19 protein-coding genes and 1 riboswitch are annotated in these 14966 nt (G+C 54.8%); all 19 genes read right to left on the bottom strand.

The annotated features are described in order from the left end of the window. Position 1: 1 nt before the first annotated feature. On the bottom strand, positions 2-487 hold the full coding sequence (locus E308F_RS07105; RefSeq protein ID WP_256370602.1) for an NADH-quinone oxidoreductase subunit B: 486 nt from the start codon (positions 485-487) through the stop codon (positions 2-4). 5 nt (positions 488-492) lie between these two features. Continuing rightward, complete coding sequence (locus E308F_RS07100; RefSeq protein ID WP_253256360.1) at positions 493-852, bottom strand: NADH-quinone oxidoreductase subunit A; 360 nt, start codon at positions 850-852, stop codon at positions 493-495. Positions 853-907: 55 nt separating this feature from the next. Next, positions 908-1582 (bottom strand): ribonuclease HII, encoded by a 675-nt coding sequence (locus tag E308F_RS07095; RefSeq protein WP_253256361.1) that lies wholly within the window; start codon positions 1580-1582, stop codon positions 908-910. A 12-nt stretch (positions 1583-1594) separates the two neighbouring features. Further along, positions 1595-2272 carry a response regulator gene (locus E308F_RS07090; RefSeq protein WP_141264262.1) on the bottom strand — a complete coding sequence of 226 codons (678 nt, stop codon included), beginning with the start codon at positions 2270-2272 and terminating at the stop codon, positions 1595-1597. Between the two features lie 126 nt (positions 2273-2398). Then, a complete protein-coding gene (ylqF, locus tag E308F_RS07085) occupies positions 2399-3214 on the bottom strand; it encodes a ribosome biogenesis GTPase YlqF (protein WP_141264261.1) in 816 nt (271 codons plus the stop codon). A gap of 8 nt (positions 3215-3222) precedes the next feature. Further along, positions 3223-3771: a signal peptidase I gene (lepB, locus tag E308F_RS07080; RefSeq protein ID WP_253256363.1), complete on the bottom strand. Its 549-nt coding sequence runs from the start codon at positions 3769-3771 to the stop codon at positions 3223-3225. A 66-nt stretch (positions 3772-3837) separates the two neighbouring features. Then, positions 3838-4179, bottom strand: coding sequence for a 50S ribosomal protein L19 (gene rplS, locus E308F_RS07075; protein ID WP_141264259.1), 342 nt, complete (start codon positions 4177-4179; stop codon positions 3838-3840). A gap of 89 nt (positions 4180-4268) precedes the next feature. Further along, positions 4269-5030 (bottom strand): tRNA (guanosine(37)-N1)-methyltransferase TrmD, encoded by a 762-nt coding sequence (gene trmD, locus E308F_RS07070; protein ID WP_141264258.1) that lies wholly within the window; start codon positions 5028-5030, stop codon positions 4269-4271. 12 nt (positions 5031-5042) lie between these two features. Continuing rightward, positions 5043-5555 (bottom strand): ribosome maturation factor RimM, encoded by a 513-nt coding sequence (gene rimM, locus E308F_RS07065; protein ID WP_141264257.1) that lies wholly within the window; start codon positions 5553-5555, stop codon positions 5043-5045. Positions 5556-5557: 2 nt separating this feature from the next. Continuing rightward, positions 5558-5788, bottom strand: coding sequence for a KH domain-containing protein (locus tag E308F_RS07060; RefSeq protein ID WP_141264256.1), 231 nt, complete (start codon positions 5786-5788; stop codon positions 5558-5560). Between the two features lie 11 nt (positions 5789-5799). Then, on the bottom strand, positions 5800-6072 hold the full coding sequence (rpsP, locus tag E308F_RS07055; RefSeq protein ID WP_054937393.1) for a 30S ribosomal protein S16: 273 nt from the start codon (positions 6070-6072) through the stop codon (positions 5800-5802). Between the two features lie 16 nt (positions 6073-6088). Beyond that, complete coding sequence (gene ffh / locus E308F_RS07050) at positions 6089-7432, bottom strand: signal recognition particle protein (RefSeq protein ID WP_141264255.1); 1344 nt, start codon at positions 7430-7432, stop codon at positions 6089-6091. Between the two features lie 63 nt (positions 7433-7495). Beyond that, entirely contained in the window at positions 7496-7864 is a 369-nt protein-coding gene (gene ylxM, locus E308F_RS07045; protein WP_141264254.1) for a YlxM family DNA-binding protein, read from the bottom strand. A gap of 62 nt (positions 7865-7926) precedes the next feature. After that, positions 7927-8865: an aldo/keto reductase gene (locus tag E308F_RS07040; RefSeq protein WP_141264253.1), complete on the bottom strand. Its 939-nt coding sequence runs from the start codon at positions 8863-8865 to the stop codon at positions 7927-7929. Between the two features lie 138 nt (positions 8866-9003). Beyond that, positions 9004-9138, top strand: a riboswitch (cyclic di-AMP (ydaO/yuaA leader). Between the two features lie 5 nt (positions 9139-9143). After that, positions 9144-10430 carry an amidohydrolase gene (locus E308F_RS07035; RefSeq protein ID WP_141264252.1) on the bottom strand — a complete coding sequence of 429 codons (1287 nt, stop codon included), beginning with the start codon at positions 10428-10430 and terminating at the stop codon, positions 9144-9146. A gap of 3 nt (positions 10431-10433) precedes the next feature. After that, a complete protein-coding gene (gene ftsY / locus E308F_RS07030) occupies positions 10434-11369 on the bottom strand; it encodes a signal recognition particle-docking protein FtsY (RefSeq protein ID WP_141264251.1) in 936 nt (311 codons plus the stop codon). Between the two features lie 157 nt (positions 11370-11526). Next, positions 11527-13515 (bottom strand): DUF6449 domain-containing protein, encoded by a 1989-nt coding sequence (locus tag E308F_RS07025; RefSeq protein ID WP_141264250.1) that lies wholly within the window; start codon positions 13513-13515, stop codon positions 11527-11529. Next, positions 13490-14389, bottom strand: coding sequence for an ABC transporter ATP-binding protein (locus tag E308F_RS07020; RefSeq protein ID WP_141264249.1), 900 nt, complete (start codon positions 14387-14389; stop codon positions 13490-13492). The genes E308F_RS07025 and E308F_RS07020 overlap by 26 nt, the downstream gene beginning before the upstream one ends. Beyond that, the gene (locus E308F_RS07015) at positions 14386-14766 is read right to left on the bottom strand and encodes a GntR family transcriptional regulator (RefSeq protein WP_141264248.1); all 381 of its coding nucleotides are present in this window, start codon (positions 14764-14766) and stop codon (positions 14386-14388) included. The genes E308F_RS07020 and E308F_RS07015 overlap by 4 nt, the downstream gene beginning before the upstream one ends. Between the last annotated feature and the right edge of the window lie 200 nt (positions 14767-14966).

The raw sequence follows: 14966 nt of genomic DNA, 5'->3' as shown, positions 1-14966 counted from the left end.
TTCACTTCACCAGCACTGCTTTAGGATTGATCACTTTTTTCTTTAGCTGCAGGAGGCCGTTAATCAATGCCTCCGGCCGGGGGGCGCACCCGGGAACATAAACATCAACCGGCACAATGGTATCTACTCCGGGCACAACGTTATAAGAATCCACGAAGGGGCCGCCGCTGATGGCACAGCTCCCCATGGCGATAACCCATTTTGGCGCCGGCATCTGCTCGTAAAGGCGCCGGACAATGGGTGCCATTTTTTTCGTTACCGTTCCCGCCACAATCATCAAATCAGCCTGGCGCGGCGAAGGCCGGAAAACTTCGTAGCCAAAGCGGGCAATATCATAACGGGATCCGCCGGCAGCCATCATTTCAATGGCGCAACAGGCCAGGCCGAAGGTTAGCGGCCAGAAGGAATGGGCCCGGCAGAAATTGAGCATATAATCCACTGTCGACAGGATAATATTATCAGGCACTTGGGGTTCTGGCGGTTTCAACCTGGCTACAGCCACTTTAACGCACCCTCCTTCCAGGCATACCAGAGGCCAATTACCAGGATAGCTATAAAAATAATCATTTCAATAAAAGCGAATAGCCCCAGAACTTGAAAACGTACCGCCCAAGGGTATAAAAAAACAGTTTCTATATCAAACAATAAAAAGACAAGGGCATACAAAAAGTAACTTACTTTAAACTGGACCCACGTTGGTCCCCTGGTATCCAGGCCGCATTCATAGGTGGCCACTTTGTCCCCCACCGCTTTTCCCCGGGGGCGGAGGAGCCAGTTGGTTGCCAGGGCGGCGATGGCCGTAGCTGCCCCGCCAGCGAGGAAAATGGCTATTATCCCATACTGCTGCAACACCCTTACTACCTCCTTTCCATAATCGGCCCCATAACCTTTGGCAATACTCACATACTTATTCGCCATATTTATGAAAATCCCTGCTTTTGACTACCAAAGCGTTTTTAAAACTTAAGCGGTGCAGTGAACTGGGACCCAGGCAGGCCAGAGCGCGCCGGTGCTCCGGCGTTGGGTAGCCCTTATTTTCTGCCAGGCCGTAACCGGGAAAAACAGCGTCGTAGGCCACCATCAGTTCATCCCTGGCCACCTTGGCCAGGATCGAGGCAGCCGCAATGGAGGCGCTTAACGCGTCGCCCCCTATCAGGGGGGTCTGGGGTACAGGGAAACCTGGTAGTTTCAAGCCGTCAACTAAAACATGGTCGGGCTTAATGGGTAAAGCCATTAAGGCCCGCCACATGGCCCACCGGGAAGCCACCAGGATATTCAGGCAATCAATCTCCTTAACCGAAGCCCAGCCAACGGCCCAGGCCAGGCTTTCTTTTTTAATTATTCCAGCCAGCTGCCGGCGCCTGGCAGGTGGTATTCTTTTAGAATCATTGAGGCCGGCGATAAACAAACCCGGTGGCAAGATAACGGCAGCGGCAGTTACCGGCCCGGCTAAGGGACCGCGGCCGGCTTCATCCACGCCGGCTATATACACGGCACCCCGGCGCTGTAAGCGCCGCTCCCAGGCGTAAAGGGCCTCTACCCGCTCCTGTTCTTCCAGGCTTACACCTTGCACTTCGGCCACCTTTTTTATCACCTATATTAGATTACCACCACTTAAGCCGTGTTTCAAGGCATAAAGAGCTGCCTGGGTACGATCGCTAACACCAATTTTATGAAAGATATTCGTTAAATGGTTTTTTACCGTTTTTTCACTAATATATAAGTCCCGGGCTATCTCACGGTTTGATTTCCCCAGGCTGACGTGAACTAAAATTTCCCGTTCCCTGGGCGTTAAAGGTAGCCCCCCTATAGATGAATTAGCAGGCAGGTCCTTCTTCTGGATATAATCAATTACCTTGGGGGCTATGCCGGGGTGAATTACCTGGTATCCCCGGGCTACCTGGAAAATAGCCTTGACCAGTTCTTCGGCGCCGATGTCCTTAAGGACATAGCCGGAAACCCCGCATTTTAGCAATTCAATGATATATTCCTCGTCATCGTGTATGGTCAGGGCCAGGATGCCGGTTTGGGGCAGTTCCCGGCGGATCACCTTGGTAGCTTCGATACCGTTTAAACCGGGCATGTTAATATCGATTAAAATTACGTCCGGGTGGTGACGCCGGGCCATGGCAATGGCTTCCTGCCCGTCCCCGGCCTCGGCAACCACCTGAATGCCCGGCTCCAGTTCCAGGATCTTGCGAATGCCTTCCCGCACCAACGGATGGTCATCAGCAATCACAATGGAAATCTTATCGGCCGGCACAACTTCCACCTCTTTCCCGCTGCCACGATATAATCGGAAAAGGATCTCGTTGAAATAATGATGCACTTCTGTTAGTTTTGTCAAGTATTCTGACCAGGTTCTATCCAGGCCCCCGGGAATGCTGTTGAGATTTTTTCATGGGAGCTCCAGGGTAAAGCGACCTAAATATCCTTCCCGGAAATCTTTAACCAGGGCTTGTGCCGTCTTTTCCTGGTCAATAATACCGCCGGGCAGGAGATAACCACGCCGGCGACCAATGGCCGCGAGTAAATTTGCTCCCGCGGCTTCCTGCTCAGTGATACCATATCTTGTCCGCAGGAGTTCCGGGGCTTTAGCGAGTAAAAATTCTACCACCAGGTTAGCTATATCGGTAACGGGCAAAATACCTTCAGGAACACAGCCAATGGCTCCCAACCACAGGGCCGTCCCCGGTTCGTGCCAGTGGGACCAGAGAACACCAGGGGTATCCAGGAGTTCCATATCGCCCTCTATACGGATCCACTGGGGCCCGCGGGTAATCCCGGGCCGGTCACCGGTACGGGCTGCTCCCCGTCCCGCCAGGCGATTTAACAGTGAAGATTTGCCGACATTGGGAATCCCCAGAACCATGATCCTTAACGGCCGTGCCCGTAACCCTTTCCGGGCCAGTTTTTCCTTTTTTTCCTTCGCTATACCGGCCAGTTGCTGACGTAAAGCCCGCATGCCTTCTCCCGTTCGGGCATTGACGGCCACGGCGGGAGTCCCACCAGCCCGGAAGACATCCAGCCAGCGTGTCGTGGCCGCGGGCTCAGCCAGATCGATCCTGGTTAAAACCAGGATCCGTGCCCTGCTACCGAGGATTGTCTCCAATCCGGGGTAACGGCTGGACGAAGGCAGGCGGGCATCGGCGACTTCCAGGACAATGTCGACAACCTTCAGGTACTGGCGCAAGGACTTTAATCCTGCCGGCATACTGCCACCTACCTGATGAGTCCGATATGATTTAAAGGCCAATAAACCAGGACCGCCTTGCCGATAATCAGCTTCCTGTCCAGGGTCCCCCATACCCGGCTGTCGGCACTGTTATTACGGTTATCTCCCATCATAAAGTAGTTGTTGGGCGGTACTTTAATAGGTCCAAAGTCACTGTAGACTACTCCCGGCGGTAAATAGCTTGCCGGTGGCTGGGGCTGGCCGTTGATATAGAGAACATTATCCCGCGCCTCAACTATATCCCCCCCAACGGCCACCACCCGTTTGACATAATCGCGGCTGGGATCGAGGGGGTATCGAAAAACTACTACATCACCGCGCTGGGGTTCTCCCAGGCGGTAGGCCAGGCGGTTAACAATAATGCGGTCCCCGGGGTAAAGGGTTGGTTCCATGGACGGTGAAGGAATATAAAACGGGGTAAAAAGAAAACTCCGGATGATTAGAGCTAAAACGGCGGCGATTACCAGGGACTGGAGTAAATCTCTCCACCAGGCCGAACCTTTAATTTCCCCTGCCGCTTTCTTACTTTCCTCCAACAGTTGACGCCCCCTATTAGTCAAACACGGGACTGATTTGAGCACCAGTCCCGTTGTTCGACTATGTTACCTCTCTTCTTTAATCCGGGCAGCTTTACCGGCCCGTCCGCGCAGGTAATAGAGCTTTGCCCGCCTGACCCGGCCGTGCCTTACCACTTCGATACGTTCAATACGCGGTGAATGAACGGGGAAAATCCTCTCTACCGCCACACCATAGGAAACCCTGCGGACGGTAAAGGTTTCATTTATACCCCGCCCGCGGCGGCCAATGACCGTTCCTTCAAAAACCTGGATACGCTCCCGGTTGCCTTCAATGACCTTGACATGTACACGTACAGTATCCCCTGGTCTAAAGTCGGGTATATCTGAACGCATTTGTTCCTTTTCCAGGGCTTCCAGAATATTCAACGCAACCCCTCCTTTCCCTGCCGGTAACACCAGCGTTTATTATACCACAGGTTTTCACCAGGAAACAACTTGCGAATGGTCTTACGGATTTATTCCCCTGGCAGGTCTTCACTGCCGGCACGGCGGATAATATCCGCCAGCAGGCGCCGGTCTTCGGGGCTTAACTCTATCTTCGCCAGCAAATCCGGCCGCCGCCGCCAGGTCCGTTCTAGAGCCTGCTGGCGCCGCCAGCGCCTTATTCTTTCATGATTACCCGATAGCAAGACTTCGGGTACTTCCAGCCCGCGAAAGGAGCGGGGCCTGGTATACTGAGGATATTCCAGCAGGCCCATGGCAAAGGAATCCTCCCTGGCCCCCGTCGGGTCTCCAAGTACCCCCGGTAACAGGCGAGTAACGGCGTCAATAACTACCATGGCCGGCAGCTCGCCGCCTGTCAGGACATAGTCGCCAATTGATATTTCCCGGTTTACCAGAAACTGCCTGACCCGTTCATCGACGCCTTCATAATGGCCGCAAATGAGAATAAGGCGTTCTTCCCCGGCCAGTTCCGCGGCCAGGGCCTGGTTAAAGACCTCGCCCTGGGGTGATAAAAGGATGATGGGCGGCCTGGCGGCAGCTGCTTCGGGTAACAAAGCCTCCACAGCCAGGAAGATGGGTTCGGCGAGCATGACCATCCCCGGCCCGCCGCCAAAGGGATAGTCGTCAACATTGCGGTGTTTGTCCCTGGCATAGGCCCGGATATCGACCAGGTTAACATTTAAACGGCCCTGTTCCCGCGCCCGTTTGATAATACTCGTATTTAAAAACCCGGTGAACATCTCGGGGAAAATGGTCAGCACATCAACCCGCAAGGGCAAGGCCCCCTAATCCAGCAAACCCGGTGGCAGGGCGACGGTCATTTCCCTCCGGGCCAGGTCAATTTTACGCACTACGTCTTTTAAGGCCGGTATTAGTATTTCCTTTTTCCCGGTGCCCTTGACGACATAGACATCATTGGCGCCGGTGGTTAACACCTCGGTTAAAATTCCCAGGAATTCGCCGCCGGTAGTATAAACCCGGCTTCCCACTAACTGGAAAATATAATAATGCCCTTCCGGAAGGGGTTCCACTTCCCAGGGCTCTACCTTAAGAACCGCCCCGCGTAATGCCCCGGCCTGATCGCAATCATTAACTTCCGCCAGCTTGAGGATCAGGTGCCGGCCGTGGGGGCGGGCCCCGGCTATAGTTACCGCCTTTATCTCTTCTCCCAGCTGGAGAAGCATCCTGGTCCCGGGCCGGAAACGCTCGGGAAAGTCCGTCCAGGGTTCTACTTTTACCTCTCCCCGGATACCGTGGGTAGCCACAATTTTACCGACGTCGATCCTGTCAGGTACCATCTCTACTGGATAATCTCCACAACTACCCGCTTGCCCTGGTGGGCAGCGGCAGCTTTAACCAGGGTACGGATGGCCCGGGCGATACGTCCCTGTTTGCCAATGACCTTACCCATGTCCTCCTGGGCCACCCTGAGCTCCAGGATAACTGATCTTTCTCCTTCTACCTGGTTAACGCTGACCTGATCGGGGTGATCTACCAGGGCCTGGGCCAGGGTCAATAACAATTCCTTCATTATTATCCCCCCTATTTAGCTTCCCTGGCAGCAACAAATTTCTGCCAGACACCAGCTTTTTTCAACAGGGCGCGCACTGTTTCCGAAGGCTGCGCTCCGGTACTCAGCCAGCGCAGGGCTTTTTCCTCATCAACATTGATTTCGGCAGGTTGTTTGACGGGGTTATAGTACCCAATCTCTTCAATTACCCGGCCATCACGGGGCGAGCGGGAATCGGCTACTACCACCCGGTAAAAAGGTGCTTTTTTAGCCCCCATACGCTTTAAGCGGATCTTGGTTGCCATATGCAGTCACCTCCTTTTAAAAAGGGAAAGGGAGGCGGCCTTTCTTTTTTATCTTGCTACCGCCTTCGCCTAAAAGTTGCATTAGCTTTTTGGCTTCTTCAAACTGGCGCAGCAGACGATTTACATCCTGAACCCGGGTACCGCTGCCGGCGGCGATGCGTTTTTTGCGGCTGCCGTTTATGATGGCCGGGTTGCGGCGCTCCTCCGGGGTCATGGACTGGATAATGGCCTCGGTGTGGACCAATTCTTTCGGGTCAATCTGGAGATCCTTTAACTGCTTCATTTTCCCGGCCCCGGGTAACATGCTTAAGATTTCCTCCAAAGGACCCATCTTCTTCATCTGCTTCATCTGCTCCAGGAAATCTTCCAGGGTAAACTCCTGCTGGCGAATCTTCCTCTGTAGTTCTCTGGCCCTCTCTACGTCAAGATTGGCCTGGGCCTTTTCAATGAGGCTCAAGACATCCCCCATCCCCAGGATGCGGGAAGCCAGGCGGTCCGGGTGGAAGGTTTCCAGGGCATCGGTTTTTTCTCCCATGCCGATAAATTTTATGGGGCACCCGGTGACCGCCCGGACGGATAGGGCGGCACCGCCGCGAGTATCGCCGTCCAGTTTGGTGAGTATTACCCCTGTCAGGCCCAGCTGCTGGTGAAAGATAGAAGCCACCTGCACGGCGTCCTGGCCGGTCATGGCATCTACTACCAGGAGAATTTCCTGGGGGTTGACTGCCTCTTTAATAGCCGCCAGTTCAGCCATCATGGCTTCGTTAATATGCAGCCGGCCGGCAGTATCCAGGATGACAGGGTTACTGCCAAACTTACGGGCGTGCTCTACCGCGGCCCGGGCAATATCTACTGGATTGATCCCTTCCCCCATGCTGAATACCGGTACCTTTGACTGCTCCCCAAGGACCTGGAGCTGTTTAACGGCCGCCGGACGATAAACATCAGCAGCCACCAGCAGGGGCCGCCGGCCCTGATTTTGCACCAGGCGGGCCAGTTTGGCAGCAGTAGTTGTCTTACCGGCGCCCTGTAAGCCAACCAGCATGATGACCGTCGGCGGCTGGCTGGCCCAGTTGATTTTACTCTCGCTGCCGCCCATGAGGGCCGTCAGCTCCTCATGGACAATCTTAACCACCTGCTGGCCGGGGGTGAGGCTCTGCATGACTTCCTGGCCGACGGCCCGCTCTTTGACCCGGTTGATAAAATCCTTGACGACCTTGAAGTTGACGTCGGCTTCCAGTAAAGCCAGGCGGATCTCCCGCATGGCGGCTGTCACGTCAGCTTCGGTGAGCTTGCCTTTACCGCGCAGTTTTTTAAAGGTTTCCTGGAGCTTGTCGGCCAGAGAAGCAAAGACGGCCACCTGTTTCACCCCCGTATTGGGAACAATTACATATAAATCTGCTACATTTAAATCTGCGCCAGTTTAATTCTTCCCCGCACTGCCCTCCGGCAGTTCCAGGAGCCGCTCAAGGATGCGGGAAGCTTCAGCCAGCTCCCCTTCCCCGCCACCATGGCGGTAGTTTTCCAGGTGCCTGATAGCTGCTGCCAGCTGTTCCCGCAGGGTGAGTTCCCGCTGCAGGTAACCCAGGCGGGCTTCATAATCCTCCAGGGCTTTGATCGCCCTATGCAGGCCGTCGTAGACAGCCTGGCGGCTGATCCCTTCTTCATCAGCTATCTCTCCCAGGGAAAGGTCGTGGTGGTAGTGGAGTTCCAGCCACTGCCTCTGCTTGGGGGTAAGAAGGGGGCCGTAAAAATCGTACAGACGCGCCACCCGGGCCAGCTGGTCAAGCATAAGCACCACCGATAAGAATTATAGGGCACATTCCCGGAGGTGTCAAGGGCAGGGCTTTGACACTAGATCATCCTGATGGCAAACTGCGGGCACACCTCGGTGCAGTAGCCGCAGAGAAGGCATTTGCCGCGGTCGATCCTGGCTTTACCGTTAACTAAGGTTATAGCGTCGTTGGTGCAGGCCTTAAGACAGGCGCCGTCGCCGCTGCAGACGGTCTCCACCACGGTAAACTCTTTGGCGGCAATCTCTATTTTCCCCGGGTCCTCGCCGTTAAAAAAGCGCAGGTTGTAATCCACCTCTGCCTCGCTGACCATACCTACGGCGACGGCGGCAATACCCGGTACCTGGCGGGCAAAGGCCATGGCCTCCTGGTAGTTGTCCAAGAGGTTCCCCCCGGCCAGGGCCTTCATCAGGTAAATCCCCTTGCCGGCAGCCACGGCTGTCGAGATGGCGGCCAGCATGTCTGCGCGGCTGCCGTCGATGATGCCCATGCCCTTGATATTTACCAGGGGAAAGATAACATCTATTTCTTTTTCGGCGGCCGCTTTCCGCACCGCCGCCACGCCGTGGGTAGCAATACCAACGGCCCCGATAAGCCCTTTCTCCCGGGCATCGAGGAGGCAGCGCCAGGCGCCCGCCCTTTCTTCGAAAATATGCTCCGTTGCCCGGGCCGCATGCAGGTGGAAAATATGGATATAATCCAGCTGGAGCTTCTCCCGGGCCTCCTGGATAGCCCGCTCCATATCCTCATAGGTGACAGCTGCGGACTTGGTGGCGATAATCACTTCACCGCCGTAGGCGTGAATAGCCCGCCGGATAGGCTCGTAGGTCTCATAAATTTGCGCCGTATCGATGAAATTAACCCCTCCGTCCAGGGCTCTTTTGATAATCCTGGTGCAGGTGTCAATGTCGAGGTTTTTCTGGCGCGGCCCCATGGGCAGAGCGCCGAAACATAGCTCGGAAACCTTCATCCCCGTTTTACCCAGCTGGCGGTACTCCACAGGTTACTCCCCCCATATTGAAATCAAGGAAACCTGAAATTGGTCCTGGAAAAACCATTGGGTTTTACCATTAAGTTTTATGTTAACAAAATAGGACCTTCATGCTACGATAAAAATGCCATCAATTCCATCCTTTCTTCCACCAGATCGCCGAATTTCCTCGGTGGAAAACGGGGGAACCATTTCCAGGGGGTTAATCCGCGGGTCACCGCGGTAGGGCCATCCTTGGTCCGCACCCGGCAGCTAACCCCGTAGGCGTGGAAGGAGGTGGAATTTTTTTACCCTCTACCGGCCCGTTTCATTACCTGGGCGTAAATTTCCCCGGCGTCCAGGGTCTTTACTTCCCCGGCGGCCATGAGAATTTTCCCGTTAACGATTACCGTATCCACATCGCTCCCGCGGGCGGCATAAACCAGGTTGGCTTCTACATTATGGGGCGGCATTAAGTGGGGCTGGTGCTTGTTTACCAGGATCAGATCGGCTTTTTTCCCGGTCTCCAGGGTGCCGATGTCCTTTTCCAGGCCCAGGGCCCGGGCACCGTTCAAGGTGGCCATAACCAGGGCCTGGTGAGCGGGAACTACGGTGGGATCACCGCTTATCCCTTTGGCCAGCAGGGCACAGGTACGCATTTCGGCCACCATATCCAGGTTGTTGTTGCTGGCGGCGCCGTCGGTGCCGATGGCCACATTGACACCGGCAGCCAGCATCGCCGCCACCGGCGCCACCCCGCTGGCCAGCTTCAGGTTGCTCTCCGGACAGTGGGCGACACCAACCTTTTTTTCTGCCAGGATAGAAATATCTTCTGTGGTCAGGTGGACGCAGTGGGCGGCCAGGACCGGCAGGTCGAACAGGCCCAATTTTTCGATCAGGGCTACCGGAGTGGCCCCGTAACGGGCCTGAATATCTTCTACCTCTCCCTTCGTTTCCGCCAGGTGAATATGTATACCCACCCCCAGTCCGGCCGCCGTCTTGGCCACTTTCGTCAGGTAATCCGGGGGGCAGGTATAGGGGGCATGGGGGCCCAGCATGGTGGTCACGCGGCCGTCACCGGCGCCATGCCACTCTTTCACCAGGCTGACACCGGCGGCCAGGCGTTTTCCCTGCCCGTCCTGAAGGCCAATGAGGCCCTGGCTGAGGCAGGCCCGCAGGCCGGCCTCGACAACGGCTTCGGCCACGGCGTCCATTTGGAAATACATATCAGCAAAGGTGGTGGTGCCGGAGCGAATCATTTCCAGCAAGGCCAGCTTGGCGCCCCAGTAAATGTCCTCCCGGGTAAGTTTATCCTCCCGGGGCCAGATCTTTTCTTCCAGCCACTGTTTCAGGGGAAGATCGTCGGCGTAGCTCCGCAGCAGGGTCATGGCCGCGTGGGTGTGGGCATTGACCAGGCCTGGGAGGGCCACCTTATCGCCGGCCTCGATAACAGTATCCGGCTGCCAGTCGGCTGGTAAGCCTCCTGTCGGTCCGACATAATGAAGGCGGTCGTCGTCGATGGCAATGACGCCCTTTTCAATTACCGGGCTGCTAATGGGGACGATGGCACAATCTTTGATTAAAATTTTGCCCAAGGGTTATTCCTCCTTTTCCCCAGACAGGCCGCTGAATAAGGCAGCAGCAAAGTCCCGGGGTTGAAATTCCTTCAGATCATCCAGGCCTTCGCCCAGGCCCACCAGCTTGACCGGAATGCCCATTTCGGCGGCAATAGCCAAAACCACCCCGCCCTTGGCCGTGCCGTCGAGCTTGGTTAACACGATACCAGTAACTCCCACCGCCTCACTAAAGAGCCTGGCCTGGGACAGGGCATTCTGGCCGGTGGTGGCGTCCAGGACCAGGAGCACCTCATGGGGCGCCCCCGGCAGTTCCCGTTCAATAACGCGGCGAATTTTTTTTAGCTCATCCATCAGATTAACTTTGGTTTGCAGGCGGCCGGCCGTATCCACCAGCACCACGTCGGCGCGGCGGTTGCGGGCCGCTTGTAAAGCATCGTAAACTACTGCGCCCGGATCGGCCCCGGCCTGGTGGCGGATCAGTTCAGCCCCGGCCCGTTCGGCCCATACGGCCAGCTGCTCGCCGGCGGCAGCCCGGAAAGTGTCGGCTGCCGCCAGGATGACCTTTTTACCTTCCTGTTTTAAACGATAAGCCAGCTTGCCGATGGTGGTCGTCTTACCGGCGCCGTTGACACCTACCACCAAGATCACCGTCGGCGGTGACGGCGCCCTGTTTAAACGGGGCACCTCTTCTCCCAGTAGCCGGGTAACTTCTTCTTGCAAAAAAGTACCTACCGCGGCCGGGTCTGTTACCTTGCGGGCCTTAACCTCCTGGCGCAAACGTTCCACCAGTTCCATGCTGGTCCTGGCGCCAACATCGGCCGTCAATAATATTTCTTCCAGTTCGTCAAAGAAATCGTCATCCAGGCGGCTGCTGCCAACTAGCAAGGTGCCCAGCCGTTGAGTGAAATTCTGCCGCGTCTTTTTTAAACCGTCTTTAAGCTTGCTGAAAAGACTCAATGGTAATCCCCCTTGTACGATATCAAAAAGCCTCATCCCTAATTTACCAGAGACGAGGCCTTTTGTCCAAGGTATATTGTTGACAACCCTGCTTCCTGCCAGCCAGGAGCCTCTTTATATGTCTACCCATTTCCTCAGGAAACCGGTAGGACCGGTGCTAATCCAGCTGTTGCATGTATTCTTTTAATGCCGCCGAAACCGGCCAGTCCCGGTGGATAAAGCGGTGGAACTCGAAGGGGCCCGTGGTTGCCCTCCCGGAAAATATCACACTGATGGTTTTGTCACGGTCGGTGAAGTCATCCGGTCCGTTTATACTGAGCAATTCCTCGATTAACCGGCGCTCCCTGATTTCAACCCGCCTGGATGCCGAACCGGTCTTCGAGGCCTCCGGGGGTAAAGGATATTCCAGGACGGCATATTCGACTTCATCCGGCAGCAGCATGATACTCTCATAATACCCTTTTTCTTTGAGCCAGTTGATAACCGACCTGTAGCCGTCGCGGAGGGTATAATGCACGGATCTCCCGTTAACGTCCTCAATATTGATGTGCACATAATCATCCGTCCTGGCGACGAGTTCTTCAAAGGTAGTGTTCAGCACATCCTGTTGCAACCGGACCGCAAACTCCCCGATCTCCACCCTGTCAGTCAGGATAACCGCTCTTTTGGGGGTGCGATCATCGTCGATTTCGATCAATTTAATTTCAGCCGGGTCCTGGGCCACCACCGGGAACCTGGCCTGTTTATATTCCAGGGATTCGTAGATGGGTTTGAGCAGGGAAGCATATTGTTTTTCGTCGATATAATACTGGCGGACTAAGTAACCACCGTCCTTCAGGGTATAGATAATATAGCGGGGTACCCCTTTTTTATCGCGGGGGTTCTGCAGCAATTGACGGTGCAGGCGGGTGATATGCTTGATGTTGTCCCTGTTTTCAAAGAAGATGGCGCCCTCGTACTTGATGCCTTGATCTTTTATATCTTTCAGTTTTTCCAGGTGTATCCACGCGTTAATATTGGTACCAAAGTAGACTTTCTTCACCTTTTCCGGTTCGGGGACGCGATGCACATAGCCGGTGGCGTCGGTGACAATCCCGAGCAGCAGCACCACAATGATCGCGATATATCCCAGATAACCCCTGTACGACGACCAGACCTTCAAAGATTTCTGCAGCAGGGATTCGGCCGTAAAGTAGCCCAATAGGGAACCCAGTACGTACCCCCAAACAATAATAGGAAAAGCGCCCCTGTATACATTGGCAAAGTACGCTCCCGCCAGGAGCATCGCACAAACGGTTACGCCGTACTTAAAAACCGGCCGCATGATTGTAAAGGCGATGACATCACCAGCCGCTTCCGCGTGCCTTAACTTGTAGACACAGGCGGCGGCAACAAAGAACAAGGCGGCGACCAGGAGATACACCGCTACGGTTCCGGCGGTAAAAAGATCGCTCCCGGTACCGCTGGTAAACATCATCAAAGGAAAGTTGTACCGCAGGTCGCCGGGATGGTTGAGGCTGGCGTAGCCGTAAATCAAGTGGCGGAGGTTTTCCGTCAGAAGAACATATAACCCTATGGGCAGGACCTGCAGGATATAGGTAAAGGCGATATGGGCAATGGCATTGCCCGTGAACATACCCACAAAAACGGTAATCGCGAATAACAGGGTGTCAAATAGGGCCGTCATGCCCATCCACCGGAGAATATCCAGCAGGGAATAATACTCCTTTAAGGGAGTAGTCATATTCAGGACCGCCAATACCAGCCCGGTGACCGTAACGGGCAGGAGCAGCAGCACCAGCCCCGCGACGCTGTGGCTGCAGAAAAGGGTGTAGCGATTGAATGGCAGGCTGTGCATCACCGCCACCGCCCGGCTGTTATGCAAATACTGGAAAAGCAGCACCGCCAGGATGATGGGCACGGTGCAGATTAGAATGGCCTGCATTCCGCTCTGGCCGGAGAAAATGTCCAGCGATCTTTGCAGCATTTCCCTGGCCCACCTGTTACTGGCAGGTATATCCTGCACCATGTGGTGAAAAGGCAGGATTAAGATCAGGAACAGGCCGTACAGGGCGCTGACCCACCAGAAACGTTTGAGATCACTGGCCATCAGCCCCTTATTAAATAAGGACATTCTGAATGTCATAACCGCTTCCCCCCAGTTCATAGATGAAGATCTCCTCCAGCGTCAGTGGTAGAACATCCAGGATGACCGGGTTGGCCCGCCGTATCTCGGCCAGGATTTGCTCTTTATCCCCCTTCACAACAAGCAGGAGGATGCTCCCGTTTTGTTCCCGGTGCAGGATCGTTCCAGACCGGAGGAGATCTGGAGGTACTTCGCCGGCAAACGCTACCTGAAGTTTGTGTATATCTGTCTTTAAATCATCAAGATTTTTTTCCACCAGGATGGTGCCGTTGTACAGGATGCCAACGTGGTCACAAACATCCTCCAATTCCCGCAGGTTGTGGGAGGAAACTAGCACCGTGGTTTCGCGTTCGGCGACGTCCTGCAGCACCAGATTCCAGACCTTCTTACGCATTACCGGGTCAAGGCCGTCGACCGGTTCATCCAGGATCATCACCCGGGGCATGACGCAGATGCCCAGCCAGAAAGCCACCTGTTTCTGCATGCCTTTGGACAGGCGGGTGATTCTGCGCCGGGGGTCTATGGAGAACACCTGTTTTAAAACCCGGTATCTTTCCCAGTTCCAAGCCGGGTAGAAGCTGGCGTAAAATTGGGCTGTTTCCTCGATGCTGTATTGCGAGAAAAAATACAGGTCATCTGGTATGTAAACCAGGAACGACTTGACGGCCGGATTGTCATAAACCGGTTGGCCGGCAATGGTGATGGTCCCCGCATCCTGGCGATAGACTCCGGCCAGGTGTTTGATGAGGGTGGTTTTCCCGGCGCCATTCGGGCCCAGCAAGCCGTAAACGGAACCTTTTTTGACATCGATATTGACATTTTCCAGAGCTTTAAATCTGCCAAAGCTTTTGCTGAGCTTTCTGACTTCAATCACTCATTCAGACCTCCTTTTTTATAGATGGCACGAATGGTATCCAGCAATTGTTCCATCGGTACGTTCAAATACATTAATTCGGCCACGTTTCGCTCCAGTTCCCGCATCAGTTCCTCCAGCCGGGGGTGCGGGGCTGAACGGTCCCGGGGTGTGACAAAGCTGCCTTTGGCCCGGATGGAGTAGATGAAGCCTTCCGCCTCCAGGTCTTTGTAGGCTTTCTGGATTGTGTTGGGATTGACGGTCAGCAACTGGGCCAGTTCACGCACCGAGGGTATCCGTTCGTCCGGTTGCAACACCCCGGTAATGATCAGCGTTTTAATCTTTTCCTTGATCTGTTCGTGCAGGGGGCGGCGGTCCCTGTAATCAAGCTGTAACATAGGCACCTCCTTCTTCTGTATTAATTATGATAATACAGTTAATACAATGCTATAATAGATCACCTGTGGCAGGTTGTCAATAATGCCCCTGTAAATTCAGTTAAACCGCTGGTTAACTACCCCGGTTGAAGCGCCGGCAACGCGGTCCTTTCTTTTGGGTGCGAAATAATAAGAAAAGCAGCCGGTTAAGGCTGCCTTAT

The organism is Moorella sp. E308F, from assembly GCF_006538365.1.
Lineage (GTDB): Bacteria > Bacillota > DSM-521 > Neomoorellales > Neomoorellaceae > Neomoorella.
The sequence above is the reverse complement of the archived record's forward strand: the minus strand, read 5'-3'. Positions and strand labels throughout refer to the sequence as shown.

What these genes read in the sequence shown, in the direction of transcription:
- ylqF (WP_141264261.1), bottom strand. Translation starts at nt 3,214, where the DNA reads ATGCCGGCAGGATTAAAGTCCTTGCGCCAGTACCTGAAGGTTGTCGAC.
- rimM (WP_141264257.1), bottom strand. Translation starts at nt 5,555, where the DNA reads ATGGTACCTGACAGGATCGACGTCGGTAAAATTGTGGCTACCCACGGT.
- E308F_RS07060 (WP_141264256.1), bottom strand. Translation starts at nt 5,788, where the DNA reads ATGAAGGAATTGTTATTGACCCTGGCCCAGGCCCTGGTAGATCACCCC.
- rpsP (WP_054937393.1), bottom strand. Translation starts at nt 6,072, where the DNA reads ATGGCAACCAAGATCCGCTTAAAGCGTATGGGGGCTAAAAAAGCACCT.
- ylxM (WP_141264254.1), bottom strand. Translation starts at nt 7,864, where the DNA reads ATGCTTGACCAGCTGGCCCGGGTGGCGCGTCTGTACGATTTTTACGGC.
- E308F_RS07025 (WP_141264250.1), bottom strand. Translation starts at nt 13,515, where the DNA reads ATGACATTCAGAATGTCCTTATTTAATAAGGGGCTGATGGCCAGTGAT.
- E308F_RS07015 (WP_141264248.1), bottom strand. Translation starts at nt 14,766, where the DNA reads ATGTTACAGCTTGATTACAGGGACCGCCGCCCCCTGCACGAACAGATC.